A 16427-nucleotide genomic window follows, 5' to 3' on the forward strand; every position below is an offset into this window, starting at 1 on the left:
CGGGCACCGGCCGGGCGAGCTGTCCGGCGGCCAGCAGCAGCGGGTCGCGATCGCCCGGGCGCTGCTCACGCGCCCGGCGGTGCTGCTCGCCGACGAACCGACCGGCGCGCTGGACACCGGGAGCAGCCGCGAGGTCCTCGCCCTGCTGCGCGGGGCGGCCGACGACCCCGGCCGGGCCGTGGTCATGGTCACCCACGACCCGGTCGCCGCCGCCTGCGCCGACCGGGTGCTCTTCCTCCGCGACGGCCGGCCGGCCGGCTCCCTGGCACGGCCCACCGCCGAGCAGGTCGCCACCCGGATGACCGCCCTGGAGGCCCCGGCCGCACGGACCCAGTCGCCGGCCGCACGGACCCACGCCCCGGAGGCCGTCGCGTGCTGACCCTCGCCCTCGCCTCCGTCCGGCTCCGCTGGGCCTCCTTCGTCGGCAGCTTCGTCGCGCTGGCCTGCGGCGTCGCCCTGATGGCCACCTCGATCCTGGTGATCGCGGCCACCGCCGGCGTCCCCGACCAGGGCCGCCAGCGCTTCTCCGGAGCCCCGGTCCTGGTGACCGCCGACCTCAACGTGGACTTCACCCCCGCGGCAGGCGGCGACACCCAGCCCACCCCGGTGCCCGCCCAGCCGGGGCTGCCCGCCGCCCTGCTCACCGCGGTGGCCGCGACCGGCCCGACGGTGGCGGACCGCACCTTCTACGCCCAGCTCGCGGACGGCCCGGGCGGGCAGGTCGGCCGGGCCTGGTCCGCCGCCGCCCTCGGCGGCTACCGGCTCACCGCCGGCACCGCCCCCGCCGCCGACGACCAGATCGTCATCGGCGGCGGGAGCCCGGAGCAGGTCGGCCGGACCGTCCGCTACGTCACCGCCGACGGCCCGCACACCGCGACGGTCTCCGGCGTCACCGAGGCCGAGGCCTTCGAGCACGCCGTCTTCTTCACCGATGCCCGAGCCGCCCGGTACTGCCCCGCCGTCGGCGTGCTGGCCGCCTTCGGCCCCGCCGACGCGGTGCGCCGGGCGGTGGACGCGGCCGGCGGCGCGGGCGTGGCCCGGGTGCTCACCGGGGCCGAGCGCGCCCAGGCCGACCCGCATCACCTGGAGGTCAGCGCCCGGCTGGACGGCGTGCAGACCCCGCTCGGGCTGTCCGCCGCCGTCTCCGGCGGCACCGCCGTGTTCGTGGTGGCCGGCACCTTCGCGCTGTCGATCGCCCAGCGCCGCCGGGAACTCGCGCTGCTGCGCCTGATCGGTGCCACCCGCCGGCAGTTGCGCGCCCTGGTCCACCGGGAGGCCCTGCTGGTCGGCCTGCTGGCCTCCGCCGCCGGGTGCGCGCTGGGCGCGGCCGGGGCGGCCCCGGCCGGCCGGTGGCTGGTCGGCCACGACCTGGTGCCGGCCGGGTTCACCGTCCCGGTCACCTGGTGGGGGCTGCTGGTGGCGGCCTCGATCGGGCTGGCGACCGCGCTCGCCGGGGTGCTGCTCTCCTCGCTGAAGGCCGGGCTGATCAGCCCCGGCGAGGCGCTGGCGGAGGCGGACGCGGAGCGGCGCTCGCGCGGCGCACTGGCGTTCCGCTGGGCGGGCGGCCTGCTGGTGCTGGGCGGCGCCATCGCGGCCCTGGTGCTGACCGCCCGCAGCTGGCCGGACGCCGCGGCCAACGCCGCCGACTCGCTGGCCCTGCTGCTGCCCGTCGTCGCGGGCTGCGTCCTGCTGGCGGCCGTGCTGGCCGGTCCGGCGATCCGGGTGCTGACCGGTCTGCCCGCGCTGGTGGCCCGGCTGCGCGGCCGCCCGGCCGAGGAGGGCGGCGGGATCGTCTGGGCCACCGCCCGGCAGAGCGCGCTCACCGCCTTCCGGCGCACCGCCGCGACCACCACCCCGGTGGTGCTGGTGACCGCCTTCGCCGGCTGCCTGCTCGGCAGCATCGGCACCATCGACCGCTCGCAGGTCAGCGAGGTCCGCCACCAGCTCTCCGCCGCCGACCTGGTGGTCACCCCGGCCGGGACGCCCGGGCTGAACCGGGCCGTGGTGGAGCGGGTCCGCGCCGTCCCCGGCGTGCGGGCACTGGTGATCACCCCGACCTCGCTGCTGGCCGTCGACCCGACCGGTCAGGCCCTGGTGCCGCTCGGCGCCGCCGCGGCGGACCCGGCGGCGCTGGCCGAGGTCGACCGGCTCCCGGTGGTCGCCGGCTCGCTCGCCGACCTCGGCCCCGGCTCGGTCGTGCTCAGCCGCACCTGGCCCGGCGCGCCCCGGGTCGGCGGGACGGTCGCCGTGCGGCTGGCCGACGGCACCCCGCGGGAGCTGCGGGTCGCCGCCCTGCTCGGCACCGGCGCCGAGACCGTCCAGGCCTGGGTGACCGCCGCCGACGCCGTCACCGGCGGCGTCGGCGGCCCGGCCCTGGCGACCCGGATCGACCTGCGGGTGCTGCCGGGCACCGACCCCGGCCGGGCCGCCGCCGCGCTGCACACCGCCGTGGACGGCCTGGGCGCCCGGCTCACCACTCCCCGGGAGATCTGGTCGGCCGCCACCGACAGCACCGAACAGGCCTCCTGGAACGCCCTGTTGATGATCCTCGGACTGGCGATCGGCTACGCGGTCATCGCCCTGGCCAACACGCTGGTGATGACCGTCGGCGACCGCCGCCGGGAGCTGTCCCTGCTCCGCCTCGCCGGGGCCACCCGGGGCCAGGTGCTGCGCACCGTCGCCGTCGAGACACTGATGTGCGTGGCGGCCGGCACCCTGCTGGGCGTGCTCGGCACCGCGATCAGCGTCGGCGGCTCCTGGGCCGCGCTGACCGACCTGGTCGGCCCGACCCCCGCGGTGGTGCCCTGGACGGCCCTGGGCGTGCTCGCCGCCTGCTGCGCGGCCGTCGCCCTGACGGCGGCGGTGCTCCCGGCGGCCCTGGCCCTGCGCGACCGCGACGGACGGGGCGTCCTCCCCGCGGCGGCAGGCGCGGCCTGACCGCCCCGGCGGCCGAAGTCCCCTCGCTCCCAAGGAAGTCGGCGGTATCCGACGGTGCGCCGGCCCGGTGTCGGATGGTCAGCCGGTCCGACGAACGGACGTACCGCCCGTCCGGCCCAGCCGGCCGGGGCGCCGCCGGAACCGCCCGTGGACCCGCCGTTAGCGTGCCCGCATGACCACCGAGGAACTCGATCTGGCCGGACTGCGCCGGATGTACACCGGCAACTGCTGGCTCTCCACCCTGACGGCGGACGACGCCCTGCACTGGGGGTGGACGGAGCCGGGCCAGTCGAAGTGGCGGCTGCGGCGGGCGCAGCGGCAGGCGGAGGACGTGCTGGGCCGCAAGCTCGCGCTGCCGCCGGGGGCGCGGGTGCTGGACGTGGGCTGCGGGACCGGAGCGGTGGCACGGACGATGGCGGGCCGGTTCGGGCTGACCGTCACCGGGATCGATATCCTGGAGGACCTCCTCGCCCGGGCCCGCCGGGCGGGCACGCCGCACGCGGCAGCCCACCGGGTCACCTTCCGGTGCGGCGATTTCCATCAACTCCCCTTCGAGGAAGGCGGGTTCGACGGCCTCTACTCGATGGAGGCGTTCCCCCACTCCTACGACCCACCGCGCGCCCTGGGCGAGTTCCACCGGGTGCTGCGCCCGGGCGGGCGGCTGGTGCTGCTCGGTCCGGTCCGCCGGGAGCCGGGACGGGACGGGACCGGGGAGCCGCCGGTGCCCGGACCGCGCCCGGGCGCCCGGGTGCCGGCCGGCATGCGGGTCGGCCCCGCCGACGGCCTGTCCCGACTGCTCGCCGAGGCCGGGTTCGAGGTCGAGGAGGCCCTGGACGCGACGCGCCACTACCGGCCCACCACGGAGGCGCTGCACGCCGTGCTGCGGCTGCCGTGGGCGGCCCTGCGCCGCTTCGGCAGTCCGGACCGGTGGCTCAACATCCGTACCGTGAGGGAGAGGTACGACGCCCGCGAGGTCACCGGCTGGTACGTTCACACGGCCGTCAAGCCGTCGAGGTGACCGTCGTGACCGAACGCCCCGCACCGCTGCCCTACCCGACCGGCTGGTTCTGCGTCGGCCGGGCCCGCGACCTGCCGCCCGGCCGGGTGCGCACCGCCCGGCTGATGGGCGAGGACGTGGTGCTGTACCGGACGGCGCGGGGCGCGGTGCGCGCGATCGGGCCGCACTGTCCGCACCTGGGCGCGCACTTCGGCGCGGGCGGGCGGGTCCGGGGCGAGGAACTGGTCTGCCCGTTCCACGGTTTCGCCTTCGCGCCGGACGGCTCCTGCACCGGCGGGCCGGGCGGCACCCGGTTCCGCGGCGAGCTGGCGCGGCGCCGACTGGTCGAGCGGGACGGCGCGTTGTTCGTCTGGCGGGGCGGGCCGGACGACTCGGCACCCGGCTGGGAGCTGCCCGCCGCGCTCGGGGTGCGGCCGCTCGCCTGGTGGCAGGGGGAAGTGACCTCCCACCCGCAGGAGGTGATGGAGAACGGCGTGGACTTCCGGCACACCTCCGTGCTGCACGGCCTGGACACCCGGGAGACCGCGCCGCCGGAGCAGGCGGGCCCGCTGTTCACCGTCCACCAGCGCACCACCACCCGGTTCCCGGGCCTGGGCGCGGTGAGTCTGGAGCAGCCGGTGACGATGGCCGGGCTGGGGCTGATGCGGGTGAGCGCCGAACTGCCCGAGCTGGGCAGCGCCCTGCTGGTGTGGCTGCTGCCGACGCCGGTCGCGCCCTGGCGCACCCTGGTGCGCGTCGGGGTGACCAGCACGGTGCCGGTGCCGGGGGTCGGGTCGGCGAAGGCGGTGGACCGGGCCGCCTCCTGGCTGGCGCTGCGGGCCACGCTGCGGATCCTCGAGCAGGACCGGCCGGTGCTGGCGCACAAGCGGTACCTGGCGCAGCCCCGGCTGGTGCCCGGGGAGCGCTCGATCGGGCTGTTCCGGCGGTGGGCGCGGCAGTTCTACCCCGAGGGGGTGGAGCCCGCCGAGCTCCCCGGCCACACCGAGGAGGCCGGCCCGGGCGACGCCCACCCCTCGGACCGCCACGACCTGGCCGGACCGGAGTAGCCGGGCACCCTCCGGCTCGGGTTCCTTCCGGTCACCGGGCCGGACCGGGCCCCGCCCTCAGCGCCGCCGGCCCGCCGCCAGCAGCTCCGCCACCGTCGCCAGCTTCACCCGCGGCCGCCCCTGCGCCGCGCCCCGCTCGCGCTCCGCCCGGTCCACCGCGCGCAGTTCCTTCAGCCCGACCGCGTCCGGCCGGCGCCGCCGCACCAGCCGTTCGAACTCCGCCCGCCCCGCCGACGGCTCCGGCAGCGTCCCGGCCACCGCGTCGTCCAGCAGCGCGTCCACCGTCTCCCGGGCGCAGGCCCGGTTGGCGCCGATCCCGCCGGAGGGCCCGCGCTTGGCCCAGCCGACCACGTACGCGCCGGGCACCGCCCGGCCGGTGGCCGGGTCGACGACCCGCCCGCCGCGCTGGGCGACCGTCCCGGCGCGTTCGTCGAAGGGCAGCCCGGGCAGCGGGACCGCGCGGTGCCCGATCGAACGCACCACCAGCCCGGCGGCCAGCACCGCGCGCTCGCCGGTGCCCTCGGGCAGCCCGTCGTCCGCCGTCGGCGCGGTGCGCTCGACGGTCAGCCCGCCGACCCGGCCGTCCTCGCCGGTCAGCTCCACCGGCGCCGAGAGGAAGCGCAGCACGATCCGCCGCCCCGGCCCCGGCCGCGCGGCCCCGTCGTGGCGCACCAGCGGCAGGCCGGCCAGCAGAGCGGCCCGCGAGTCCGGCGCGGCCGTCTCGATCGCCGCCCGTACCGCCGGGTGGTCCTCGACCACCAGCTCGACGCCCGGCAGCCGGCCGAGCGCCAGGAACTCGGGCCGGCTCCAGGCCGCCTGTTCCGGTCCGCGCCGGGCCAGCAGCACCACCTCCCGGACCCGGCTGCGGCGCAGCGCGGCCAGGGCGTGGTCGGCGATGTCGGTGGCGGCGAGCACCTCCGGGTCAGTGAGCAGGATCCGGGCGATGTCCACCGCGACGTTGCCGTTGCCGACCACCACCACCCGCTCGGCGGACAGCTCCACCGCGTCGGCGGGCACCGTCGGGTCGGCGTTGTACCAGCCGACGAAGGAGGTCGCGGGCAGGCTGCCGGGCAGGTCCTCGCCGGGCACGCCGAGCTTCCGGTCGGCGGCCGCGCCGACCGCGTACACCACGGCGTGGTGGTGTGCGGCGAGTTCCTCGTGGGTGACGTCGGTGCCGATCTCCAGGTTGAGGTGCATCCGCAGCCGCGGGTCGTGGAAGACGCTCGCGAAGCTCTCCGCGATCCGCTTGGTGGGCTGGTGGTCGGGCGCGACGCCGTGCCGCAGCAGGCCGCCGGTGACCGGCAGCCGGTCGATCATGGTGAGTTCGGCGCCGGTGCAGCGCAGCAACTCCTGCGCGGTGTACCCGGCCGAGGGGCCGGTGCCGACCAGGGCGATCCGCAGCGGGCCGACCTCGCCGGGCAGGCTGCGCGGGAAGCTGGGCGCGCCCCAGGCGTGGTCGTTGGGGTGGTCGCGGTACCAGTCCCGGTTGAGCTCGCCGAAGACGACGTCCGGGCCGCGCAGCCGGTCGACCGGGAACACCGCGTCGACCGGGCAGGCGTCCGCGCAGGCGCCGCAGTCGATGCACGCCTGCGGGTCGATGTAGAGCATGTCGGTGGTGCCGAACTCCGGCTCCTCCGGCGTCGGGTGGATGCAGTTGACCGGGCAGACGGACACGCACGAGGCGTCGTTGCAGCAGGTCCGGGTGATCGCGTAGGCCATGGCCGGGGTTGAGTCCTCGTCCTCGCTGGAGCTGGTGGTCGCCGATTGCCGGTCAGAGCATGTGCACGCGGCGGTAGACCGCCGCCGCGCGGCTGGTGATCAGGCCCGTCTCGGCGAGGAAGGCCATCAGGTGCCGGGAGCTGTTGCGCATCATCGCCTTGCGGTGCTCGTTGCCCCGCACCTCGTCGAGCGCCCGGGCGACGTCCAGTCCGGCGGCCTTGTAGACGCCGGGGTGGACCATGCTGCTGACGATGACGTACGCGCCGATCGCGATGCCGGTGGCCGAGGTGCGGCGGCGGGCCGGGCCCGCGTGGCGGACCCGCTCGCGGATCTCCTGCCGGGCGAACTTCATGTGCCGCGACTCCTCGACCACGTGGATCCGGGAGGTGCCGCGGACGATCTCCAGGACGTTCTCGCCGCGCATCCAGTCGCGCTGCATGACGTCCAGCACCTCCTCGGCCACCAGGATGCCGCCGTAGGCGAGTTCACCCTTGGCGAGGGCCTTGAAGGCGCGCCCGGCCTGGGCGATGACCTTGTTGGGCCGGTAGGCGGGGACGCCCATCTTCTGGCAGGCCCGGGCGAACATGATCGAGTGGCGGCACTCGTCGGCGATCTCGGTGAGCGCGAACTGGAACTCGGCGTTGGCGGGGTTCTTGAGGTACTGGTCGCGCAGCACCATCTGCTGGAGGATCATCTCGAACCAGATGCCGGTGTTCATGATCGAGCAGACCTCGTGCCGGGTGAGGGTGACCCGCTGCTGCTCGGTCATCTCGTCCCAGAGCGCGGTCCCGTAGAGCGTGCTCCACTCCGGGTTGAGGCCGTAGTGCTCCTCGGGGAGGGGCGCGTCCCAGTCGATCTCGGTCATCGGGTCGTAGGAGAGCACGGCGGCCGACTCCAGCAGCCGCTTGGAGACGTCGTCGTCGGCCGCGGTGTGGCCGTGCGCCGCCGTGTGGTGGGTGAGAGCCATGGCTGCCTCCGGGGGCCTGCTCCTGCGGGTTCCCGCTCACCCGCTTATTAGACGGACAGTACAATAAGAGCCGGGTCCGGAGAACCCCCTGCGCAGCGGCGAAACAGCGCGCAGGCCCGCGGCGCACGCCCCCTGACGCCCCCGCTGCCGCGCCGACCGGCACCCGGGCCGGCACCCGGGCCCGGCACCTCGACCGGCACCCGAGCCCGGCGCACGACGAAGGGGCGGCGCCCGCCCCGGGCCCCGCCCCTGCTCCGTCCGTACCGTGCCGTACCGTGCCATGCCGTGCCGTGCCGTGCAGCTCAGCAGCCGAGCGCCTTCCGCAGCGCCTCCGCCGCCTCCGCCGTCGCGTCCTCGAAGCGGTGGCCGACGCCGATGTAGTTGGCGTAGCCGTGGATCAGGTCCGACTGCCGGCTCAGGTACACCTCCACCCCCGCCGCCTCCAGCGCCTGCGCGTACGCCTCGCCCTCGTCCCGCAGCGGGTCGAAGCCCGCGGTGCTGAGGTACGCGGGCGGCAGCCCGGTCAGGTCGTCGGCCAGCAGCGGCGAGATGCGCGGGTCGGTGCGGTCCGCCGGCTCGGGCGCGTAGCGGTCGGCGAACCAGTCCATGTTGTCGCTGGTCAGGAAGTAGGTCTCGGCGAACAGTTGGTGCGACCGGCGCTTGGTCGACAGGTCGGTCACCGGGTAGAGCAGCAGTTGGAACACCGGCACCGGACCGCCCCGCCGCACCGCCTCCTGCACCGCGACGGCGGCCAGGTTGCCGCCCGCGCTGTCCCCGCCGACGGCGATCCGCTCCGGGTCGACGCCCAGGTCGACCGCCTTGGCGAACGCGTAGTCCAGCGCGGCCCGCACGTCCTCCAGGCCCGCCGGGAACGGGTGCTCGGGCGCCAGCCGGTAGCCGACCGACAGCACCCGCACCCGGGCCCGCTGCGCCAGGAACCGGGCGACGTGGTCGTGGCTCTCCAGGCTGCCGACCACCCAGCCCCCGCCGTGCACGTACACCAGCAGCCCGGAACTCCCGCCCAGTCCGGCCGGGGTGTAGAGCCGCGCGGGCGTCTCGCCCCGCTCCCGCGGTATCCCGAGCTCCCGCACGCCCACCGGCTCGATCGTCGGCCCGCCCACCAGGTGCCGGGCGTGCTCCATCTCGTCCCGGGACGGGCCCAGCCCGCCCGGCATCACCATGGTCGCCTTGGACATCCGCTGGAACTTCAGGATCACCTGCGCGTCCAGCGCGAGCGTCTGCCCGTCCCGCACCTCCGGCTTCCCGGCGAAGGCCCGGCGCAGCCCGTGGGGCAGGGCGTACACGGCCCGGACGACGGCGGCCTGGACCCGGACGGGGAATGGAATCGACATCTTCTGCCTCCTGGGAGCCTCTGCCCGATCCCCCGGCCGGGGACCCGGTCGGGAGCCCATGATGGGCTCCCCCCGGGGGAGTCGGAAGCTTCCTCGACGCCGCCTGGAGCCGCCCTCGACCCGTTCCCCGCCGACCCGTTCCCCGCCGGCGGCCGGCACTCCGGACGGTCAGGAGCCCTGCCGGTCCCGGCGGTCGAAGTCGACCAGGGCGCGCGCACCGGGATCGAGCGCCCGGACCAGCGCCACGACGACGGACTCCTCCAACCCGCCCAGCGCCTCGGCGAGTTCCTCCGCCACGTCCCGGGCGACCTCGGCCGCGACCGTCCCGGCGGCGGTGCGCGGGCCGAGCTTGCTGACGGCGGCCGCCGCGCGGGTGGGGGTCAGCAGGGCCGCGGCCCGGACCAGCAGCCAGCCCGGCACCCCGGCCGCGCCCTCGGGCGGCGGGAGGTACGGGCGGGCGCCGGCGTACCGCTCGTCCTCGGCGAAGGCCCGCTGCTTGACCTTGACCACCGGCCGGGCGGCGTCGGACTCGCACCACTCGCCGGCGGGCTTGAGCACGTACCCCTCGGCGAGGTTGTCGGGCAGCTCCGGCAGCCCGAACAGCGCCGGCACCCGGCTGGGGAAGGCGACCGGCAGGTCCTGGAGGGAGTTCAGCGTGCCGTGCCCGAGCAGCGGTGCGCAGGTCAGGCCGGCCGCCACGGCGGCGGTCCGCAGTTCGCGGTCGGCGACCCAGCGGAGCCCCTCGGCGGTCTCCACGGTGGCGTCGAACGGCAGCCAGTGCAGCCCCGGCGCGTACCAGACGCCCGTCTGCACCGGGTCGACCCCGGCGAGGGCGGGCACCCCGGGGTGCGGGTAGCGGCCGCCGGCCAGTTCGCCGTACACGGTCACCAGCGCGGCCCCGCCCCGGGGCGGCCGCAGGGCCGCCGCGAGGTGCCCGGCCGCGACGGACAGCCGCGGCCAGATCCGGCTCACGCCGAAGAAGGCGTCGAGCTCCTCGTCGCCGAGCAGGTCGCGCCGCTTGGCGGGCCGGACGGCACCCGCGTCGCAGACCACGGCGAAGTGCGCGCCGTGCACCTTCTCCGCCGCCGTCCACTCCCGGCTGCCGGGCGCGCCGGGGCGGCCCCGGGCGGGGATCTTCGGATAGGGCCTCAGCTCGGCGCCGGCGGAGCCTTCGAACGTCGTCTCGGACACGGCACCGATCCTCGCCGCAACGCCCGCCCGACGGCAACGGGATTGGGGGCCGGCCCGCCCGGCGGCGACGGGATCCGGGGGCGGCCCGCCCGGCTCAGCCGGCCGCCCCCGGCACCACCAGGCCGGACTCGTACGCGATCACCACCGCATGGGTCCGGTTCTGCGCGCCGAGCTTGGTCAGCACGTTCCCGACGTGGGTCTTCACCGTCTCCTGGCTCACCGTCAGCGCCTCGGCGATCTCCGGGTTGGACAGCCCGGTCGCCATCAGCCGCAGCACCTCCTCCTCCCGCCCCGTCAGCGCCGCCCGCGGCAGCGCCTCGGCGGAACCCCGCGGGCGGGCGGCGACCATCCGGCGCAGCGCCGCCGGGAAGAGGATCGCCTCCCCGGCCGCCACCACCCGCACCGCCTCGGCGATCTGCCGCACCGGCAGCCGCTTCAGCAGGAAGCCGCTGGCGCCCGCGCTCAGCGCGGAGGTGACGTAGCCGTCGTTCTCGAAGGTGGTGATCACCACGACCTTCGGCGGCTCGGCGGAGCCGGCGAGCAGCTCCCGGGTGGCGTCGATCCCGTTGCGGCGCGGCATCCGGACGTCCATCAGCACCACGTCCGGCCGCAGTCGCAGCGCCCGTTCGACCGCCTCGACGCCGTCGGCGGCCTCCCCGACCACCTCGATCCCGGGCTGGACGGCGAGCAGGGTGCGCAGGCCGCTGCGGGTCACCTCGTCGTCGTCCGCGATCAGCAGCGTGACGGGGGCACCGGGAACGGGGGCCTCGGCGGGGGCCTCGGCGGCGGGGGCGGGAGCGGTCATGCCGACGACCGTACCGGCAGCCGGACCGCCAGCCGCCAGCGCTCGGGCCCGTCCGGGCCGGCGGTGAACTCGCCGTGCAGCAGCCGGACCCGCTCGGCCAGCCCGGGCAGGCCGTGGCCGGAGGTCGGGAAGGGCCGGCGGTCGGCGTCCGGGCCGGTCCGGTTGACGACCAGCAGCTCGACGGCGTCCGCCGCCACCGCGACCCGGAGGGCGATCGGGCCGGGCGCCCCGTGCCGCAGCGCGTTCGTCAGCCCCTCCTGGAGGATCCGGTACGCCGCCCGGGAGAGCGTCCCGTGGACCTGCGCCGGCTCGCCCGCCAGCTCGGGCTCCACCACGGCGCCCGCGTGCCGCAGCCGCTCCAGCAGTTCGGGCAGGTCGGCCAGGGTCCGGGTCGGCGCGGTGCCCGACTCCTCCTCGCGCACCACGCCCAGCACGTAGTCCAGGTCCTCCAGCGCGGCCCGGGTGGACTCCTCGATGCTGCGCAGGGCGGCCCGTGCGGCCGCCGGGTCGGCCGAGAGCACCTCGCCCGCCACCGCGGCCTGGATCGTGGTCGCGGTCAGCGTGTGCCCGATCGAGTCGTGCAACTCGTGGGCCAGCCGGTTGCGTTCGGCCAGCCGCTGCTCCCGGGCGGCGGCCTGCGCCTGCCGCTCGGCCGAGGACGCTCCGAGCAGCCCGGGCGCCGCCCAGCGCAGCACGCCGGTCACCGCCGCGCACCCGGCCAGCGCCAGCAGCACGCAGCAGGCCGCCACCGGCCAGCTCCACCAGCCGTCCCCGACCCGCACCGAGCGGCCGAACAGGGTCAGCCGCGCCTCCCCGTCGAGCCACGCCCCCGGCAGGGCCACCCCCGCGGTCAGCAGCAGCCCGCTCACCAGCGCCCCCACCCACCCCACGCCCACGTGCAGCAGCAGCCAGGCCGGGGTGCGCCGGCGGTCGGCGCCCGCCCGCCCGGCGGCCGGATCCGGCAGCGGCACCTTCAGCAGGCGCCGGGCGGAGCGGACCAGCACCCGCCGGGTGGTGCCGGCCAGCCCGAGTGCGCCGATCAGCGCCGCCCAGACCAGCAGGGTCAGCCCGGCCTGCACCGCGTACGGCGCGGGCCGCACGGCCAGCGCCGGCACCGCGGCGAAGGGCAACAGCGGAAAGCTCGCCAACGCGCCGCCGTAGGCGAACAGCGCACCGGTGTACGTGGAGCCGCGCAGCAACGGCCGGATTCCCGTGATCATGTCGGCCAGTATGTCCGGGCAGGTCAGCGGCCACCTCCCTCGATCGGGGGAGCCCGTTCTCCCGCCTTTCCGCGATGTGCGCCGGACGCCCCGGGGCCCAGGATCGGGTCCACCACGCCCCGACCATCCCCATGGAGTCCACCATGCGACGAACCGTCTCCACCGCGCTGGCCCTCGGCCTCATCACGGCGGGCGCCCTGACCGTCCCGACCGTGCCGACCGCCGCGGCCGCCGCCCGGCCCGACGCCGTCCAGCAGGGCCTGAACGCGCTGGTCCGGAACGACGGCCCGCCCGGCACGCTGGCGAGCGTCCAGGACCGCGGCGGCCGCACCCGCGGCTACACGGCGGGGGTGGCGGACGTCACCACCCGCGCCGCGGTCCCCCGGGACGGCCAGGTCCGGATCGGCAGCAACACCAAGACCTTCACCGCCGTGGTCGCCCTACAGCTGGTCGGCGAGGGACGGCTCGGCCTGGACGAGCCGGTCGAGACCTACCTGCCGGGCATCGTCCGCGGCGACGGCATCGACGGGCGCCGCATCACCGTCCGCCAACTGCTCCAGCACACCAGCGGACTGCCCGACTACGAGGGCGACATCCCCGATTCCGACCTCCAGCAGCGGTACTTCGAGCCGCGCGAACTGCTCGACCTCGCCTTCCGGCACCCGGCCGCCGCGGCGCCCGGCGCGACGTTCGGGTACAGCAGCACCAACTACGTGCTGGCCGGCCTGATCGTCCAGAAGGTCACCGGGCGGCCGATCGCCGAGGAGATCGACCGGCGGATCGTCCAGCGCCTCGGACTGCGCCACACCTCCTTCCCCGCCGCCGGGGACCGCACCCTCCGGGAGGCCCACCCGCACGGCTACCGCCGGGACGAGCCCGGCGGCCCGCTGATCGACACCACCGAGCTGGACCCCTCGGCCGGGTGGGCGGCGGGCCAGATGGTCTCCACCGGCGACGACCTGAACCGCTTCTTCACCGCGCTGCTGGCCGGCCGCCTGCTGCCGCAGGCCCAGCTCGCCCAGATGCGCACCACCGTCCCGATCGGCGACACCGGCGCCGGGTACGGGCTGGGGATCGTCAGCCGGCCGCTGTCCTGCGGCGGCGTCTACTGGGGGCACGGCGGTGACATCCCGGGCTTCGAGTCCCGCGGCGGGGCGACGGACGACGGCCGCGCCGCGAACATCACGGTGACCGAGGTCCCGTCGGACCGGGCCGTCACGCACCGCCTCGAAGCCCTCGTCGACACCGCCCTCTGCCGCTGAGCACCCCCGGCGCTCGGCCCGGCCCGGGCGGCTCACCGCTCTGCCGGGCCGGGCGCCGGGTCGTGGCCGCAGCTCGGCCGGTCGGCGCCAACGCCCTTGTGCGGCACCTCCGTTGCCGGGTGATCGCGCCCCGACCCCCCGACCGTACGTCGCACCCCCGCACTCCTGTACCCCGTTCCGGCCCGCCCGCGGCCCCGGAAGGGCCGCCGAACCGGGCCCGCGCGGCGTCCCGGTACCGGATTCCCCGCTTCCCCTGTGCGCCGACCCCGCGCCGCGCGATGATCCCCGCGGGAACGCACCGCAGGTCCGCACGATCGGCCGGTGGCCGGGATGGGGTGAGGATGACCTCGACCGAGACAATCACGGGGGACAGTCCGAGCGGCGGGCCGGGCGGCTACGCCTGGGCCGGCCTGGACCCGGACTTCACCCGCCAGGTCGCGGCGCTCGCCGCGACCCCGCAGGGACGCGCGCTGGCCGAGTCGCAGGCCTTCGAGATCGTCCGGCGGCACCCGCAGCGGCTCGGCCTGCCGCTGCGGCTCCGCCCGGAGCTGCGCGCGGAGCTGGACGGCTACGTCGCCTCCTACCACCGCATGATCGAGACCATCCTCGCCGCCTGGGACCACGACCGGGACCTCCGTGCGGTGGTCAGCGTCCCCGAACCGCTGCGCGAGCACGTGGCGGCCGCCCGGGACACCCGGGTGCACCTGCTGCGGCTCGACCTGCTGCCCCAACCCGACGGCACCCTGCGGGTGTTGGAGACCAACGCGAACTGCCCCGGCGGCCTGCCCAACGCCGGCCGGGCCCGCACCGCCTGGCGTCCGCTGCTCACCGGGCACGGCATCGCCCTGCCCCCGCCACTGCCCTCCGACGACCCCGCCTGGCCCGGGCGCTGGCTGACCGAGCTCGCCGAACAGCAGACCGGCACCCGCCCCGACACCGTCGCCCTGCTCCTCCCCCGGGGTGGCTACCGCGCCGACATCCTGGACTACGACGCGGCCCTGACCGCCCTCGGCGTGCGCACCCTGCACGCCGACCCCCGCGAACTCCGGCCCGCGCCCGGCGGCGGCGTCACCCTGCACGGGGAACCGGTCCGGCACTCCTTCACCAAGGTCGGCATCCAGGAGCTGCTGCACATGGGCGACGGGGCGCAGCCGTACCTGCGGGCGGTGCGCGAGGAGGCGCTGTTCGTCCAGAACGGCCTGCGCGGCCGGCTGGTCGGCGACAACAAGCTCTGCCTGGCCGTCCTCTCCGACCCCCGCTTCGCCCACCTCTTCGACCCGGCCGACCTCGACCGGGTCCGGCCCACCATCCCCTGGTCGCGCAACCTCGCCCACTGCGACGCCGCGACCCTGCGCACCGTCGTCCGGGACCGCGCCCGGCACGTCCTCAAGCGCCCGCTGGACACCCGGGGGCACGGCGTCGTCCTCGGCAAGGAGACCACCGAGGCGCTCTGGGAGGAGGCCGTCGGGGTCGCGGCGGCCGAGGGCTGGCTCGTCCAGGAGTACGTCAGCAGCCCGGTCCTCGCCGCCACGGACGGGCCGGCGCCGCGCCACGACCTCGCCCTGGGCGCCGTCGAGGGCCGGATCGCCTCCGCCTTCGTCCGGGCCGGCCACGCCGAGCGCCACAACGTCGCGGGCTCGGCCCAGCCCCACCCGCTGTACCTGTGAGACGGAACGACAAAACGGCCGGTCGATCCGAGGATCGACCGGCCGTTCGCTGTGCGCGAGGGGGGAGTTGAACCCCCACGCCCTTTCGGGCACTGGAACCTGAATCCAGCGCGTCTGCCTATTCCGCCACCCGCGCATCTGGGTGATGGGTTAACTATAGACCATCCCGAGGGGTACCTCCGACCACCTCCGTCCGTCTCCCCCGCACCCCCCGCCTGGGACGATGGTCCGGCCGGCGCACCGGGCGGAGCGGCGGAACGAGCAGAGCGAGCAGGGGGACCGCATGGAGCTACGGCAGCTGCGCTGCTTCGTCGCCGTGGCCGAGGAACTGCACTTCGGCCGGGCCGCCGAGCGGCTGCTGCTCGGCCAGCCGGCGGTGAGCCAGCAGGTGCGGCGGCTGGAGCGGGAGCTGAAGGTCGAGCTGTTCGACCGCTCGCCCCGGTACGTCCGGCTGACCCCGGCCGGGGAGCGCTTCCTCCCCGCCGCCCGCAAGGTGCTGGCGGCCGAGGACGCCGCCCGGGCGCTGGCCGCCGACCTGGCCGAGCCGGCCGTGCTGCGGCTGGGGACGGTCACGGCGCTCGGCGAGCGGCTCGACCTGATCCTGGACACCTACCGGCGCCGGGCGCCCGCCGTGCGCGTGGAGCTCCAGGACGCCCGGGTGCGGGAGCGGCTGGCCCGGGTGTCGGACGGGCGCCTGGACGCCGCCTTCGTGCGCGGGGCGATCGCCGAGCAGAACCCCGATCTGCGCTTCCTGCCGGTCTGGGAGGACGAGTTGGTGCTCGCGCTGCCCGCCCGGCACCCGCTCGCCGAGCGGCCCGAGGTGGACCTCGCGGACCTCGCCGAGCTGCCGCTGCGGCTGACCGAGCGGGCCGGCCACCCGGCACTGGTGGACCTGGTGACGGACGCCTGCGCGCGGGCCGGCTTCCGGCCGGTACTCGGGCCGGTGCACAGCACCCTCCAGGACACCCTGGCCTCGATCGGCTCCGGGGCCCCGATGTGGACGGTGGTGTACGCCGCCAACGCCCGGCTGGTGAACGTCCACCGGGTCGCCTTCCGCCCCTGCCGGACCCCGCTGGCGCTGCCGACCTCGCTCGCCGTCCGGCGCTCCGCCCCGCTCCCCCGGCTCCTCCTGGAGGCCTGTCGCAGCACGCCCGTGAGCGGGGACGATCAGGATTCGTGATCGCTGCCAGAGCGGATCGGGTCTGGGTGCGGGCGGCCCGGTCGGGTGGACTGTTCCCAGCCG

13 protein-coding genes and 1 tRNA gene are annotated in these 16427 nt (G+C 76.6%); 7 read left to right on the plus strand and 7 right to left on the minus strand.

Annotated features, from left to right (window positions below; genetic code table 11):
• From AB0O91_RS35625 to AB0O91_RS35640, 4 genes are all read left to right on the plus strand, one after another.
• On the plus strand, window positions 1-379 hold a 379-nt coding region (locus tag AB0O91_RS35625; RefSeq protein ID WP_363442130.1), incomplete at its 5' end, for an ATP-binding cassette domain-containing protein.
• Complete coding sequence (locus AB0O91_RS35630; protein ID WP_363442132.1) at window positions 373-2937, plus strand: FtsX-like permease family protein; 2565 nt, start codon at window positions 373-375, stop codon at window positions 2935-2937. The genes AB0O91_RS35625 and AB0O91_RS35630, both read left to right, overlap by 7 nt.
• 172 nt (window positions 2938-3109) lie before the next feature.
• Window positions 3110-3955 carry a methyltransferase domain-containing protein gene (locus AB0O91_RS35635; RefSeq protein ID WP_363442134.1) on the plus strand — a complete coding sequence of 282 codons (846 nt, stop codon included), beginning with the start codon at window positions 3110-3112 and terminating at the stop codon, window positions 3953-3955.
• Between the two features lie 5 nt (window positions 3956-3960).
• Window positions 3961-5001, plus strand: coding sequence for a Rieske 2Fe-2S domain-containing protein (locus AB0O91_RS35640; RefSeq protein WP_363442136.1), 1041 nt, complete (start codon window positions 3961-3963; stop codon window positions 4999-5001).
• Between the two features lie 57 nt (window positions 5002-5058).
• On the opposite strand, the gene AB0O91_RS35645 is transcribed toward AB0O91_RS35640, so the two are convergent.
• The 6 genes from AB0O91_RS35645 to AB0O91_RS35670 all read right to left on the minus strand — a co-directional run bounded on the left by AB0O91_RS35645 (window position 5059) and on the right by AB0O91_RS35670 (window position 12255).
• Window positions 5059-6720 carry a 4Fe-4S binding protein gene (locus AB0O91_RS35645; RefSeq protein WP_363442138.1) on the minus strand — a complete coding sequence of 554 codons (1662 nt, stop codon included), beginning with the start codon at window positions 6718-6720 and terminating at the stop codon, window positions 5059-5061.
• Between the two features lie 52 nt (window positions 6721-6772).
• Window positions 6773-7687, minus strand: a complete 915-nt coding sequence (locus tag AB0O91_RS35650) for a diiron oxygenase (RefSeq protein ID WP_363442140.1) — start codon at window positions 7685-7687, stop codon at window positions 6773-6775.
• 302 nt (window positions 7688-7989) lie between these two features.
• Window positions 7990-9039: an alpha/beta hydrolase gene (locus tag AB0O91_RS35655; RefSeq protein WP_363442142.1), complete on the minus strand. Its 1050-nt coding sequence runs from the start codon at window positions 9037-9039 to the stop codon at window positions 7990-7992.
• A gap of 168 nt (window positions 9040-9207) precedes the next feature.
• Window positions 9208-10230, minus strand: coding sequence for an RNA ligase family protein (locus AB0O91_RS35660; RefSeq protein ID WP_363442144.1), 1023 nt, complete (start codon window positions 10228-10230; stop codon window positions 9208-9210).
• A gap of 94 nt (window positions 10231-10324) precedes the next feature.
• On the minus strand, window positions 10325-11035 hold the full coding sequence (locus AB0O91_RS35665; protein ID WP_363442145.1) for a response regulator transcription factor: 711 nt from the start codon (window positions 11033-11035) through the stop codon (window positions 10325-10327).
• Window positions 11032-12255: a histidine kinase gene (locus AB0O91_RS35670; protein WP_363442147.1), complete on the minus strand. Its 1224-nt coding sequence runs from the start codon at window positions 12253-12255 to the stop codon at window positions 11032-11034. The genes AB0O91_RS35665 and AB0O91_RS35670 overlap by 4 nt, the downstream gene beginning before the upstream one ends.
• Window positions 12256-12398: 143 nt before the next feature.
• Between AB0O91_RS35670 and AB0O91_RS35675 the strand changes: the two genes are divergently transcribed.
• Window positions 12399-13517 (plus strand): serine hydrolase domain-containing protein, encoded by a 1119-nt coding sequence (locus tag AB0O91_RS35675; protein ID WP_363442149.1) that lies wholly within the window; start codon window positions 12399-12401, stop codon window positions 13515-13517.
• Window positions 13518-13858: 341 nt separating this feature from the next.
• Entirely contained in the window at window positions 13859-15184 is a 1326-nt protein-coding gene (locus AB0O91_RS35680) for a hypothetical protein (RefSeq protein WP_363442150.1), read from the plus strand.
• 52 nt (window positions 15185-15236) lie between these two features.
• On the opposite strand, the gene AB0O91_RS35685 is transcribed toward AB0O91_RS35680, so the two are convergent.
• A tRNA-Leu gene (locus AB0O91_RS35685) sits at window positions 15237-15320 on the minus strand.
• Between the two features lie 147 nt (window positions 15321-15467).
• Between AB0O91_RS35685 and AB0O91_RS35690 the strand changes: the two genes are divergently transcribed.
• Window positions 15468-16364: a LysR family transcriptional regulator gene (locus AB0O91_RS35690; RefSeq protein WP_363442152.1), complete on the plus strand. Its 897-nt coding sequence runs from the start codon at window positions 15468-15470 to the stop codon at window positions 16362-16364.
• The last annotated feature ends 63 nt before the right edge of the window (window positions 16365-16427 follow it).

The sequence above is a fragment of the Kitasatospora sp. NPDC089797 genome (assembly GCF_040684795.1).
GTDB lineage: Bacteria > Actinomycetota > Actinomycetes > Streptomycetales > Streptomycetaceae > Kitasatospora.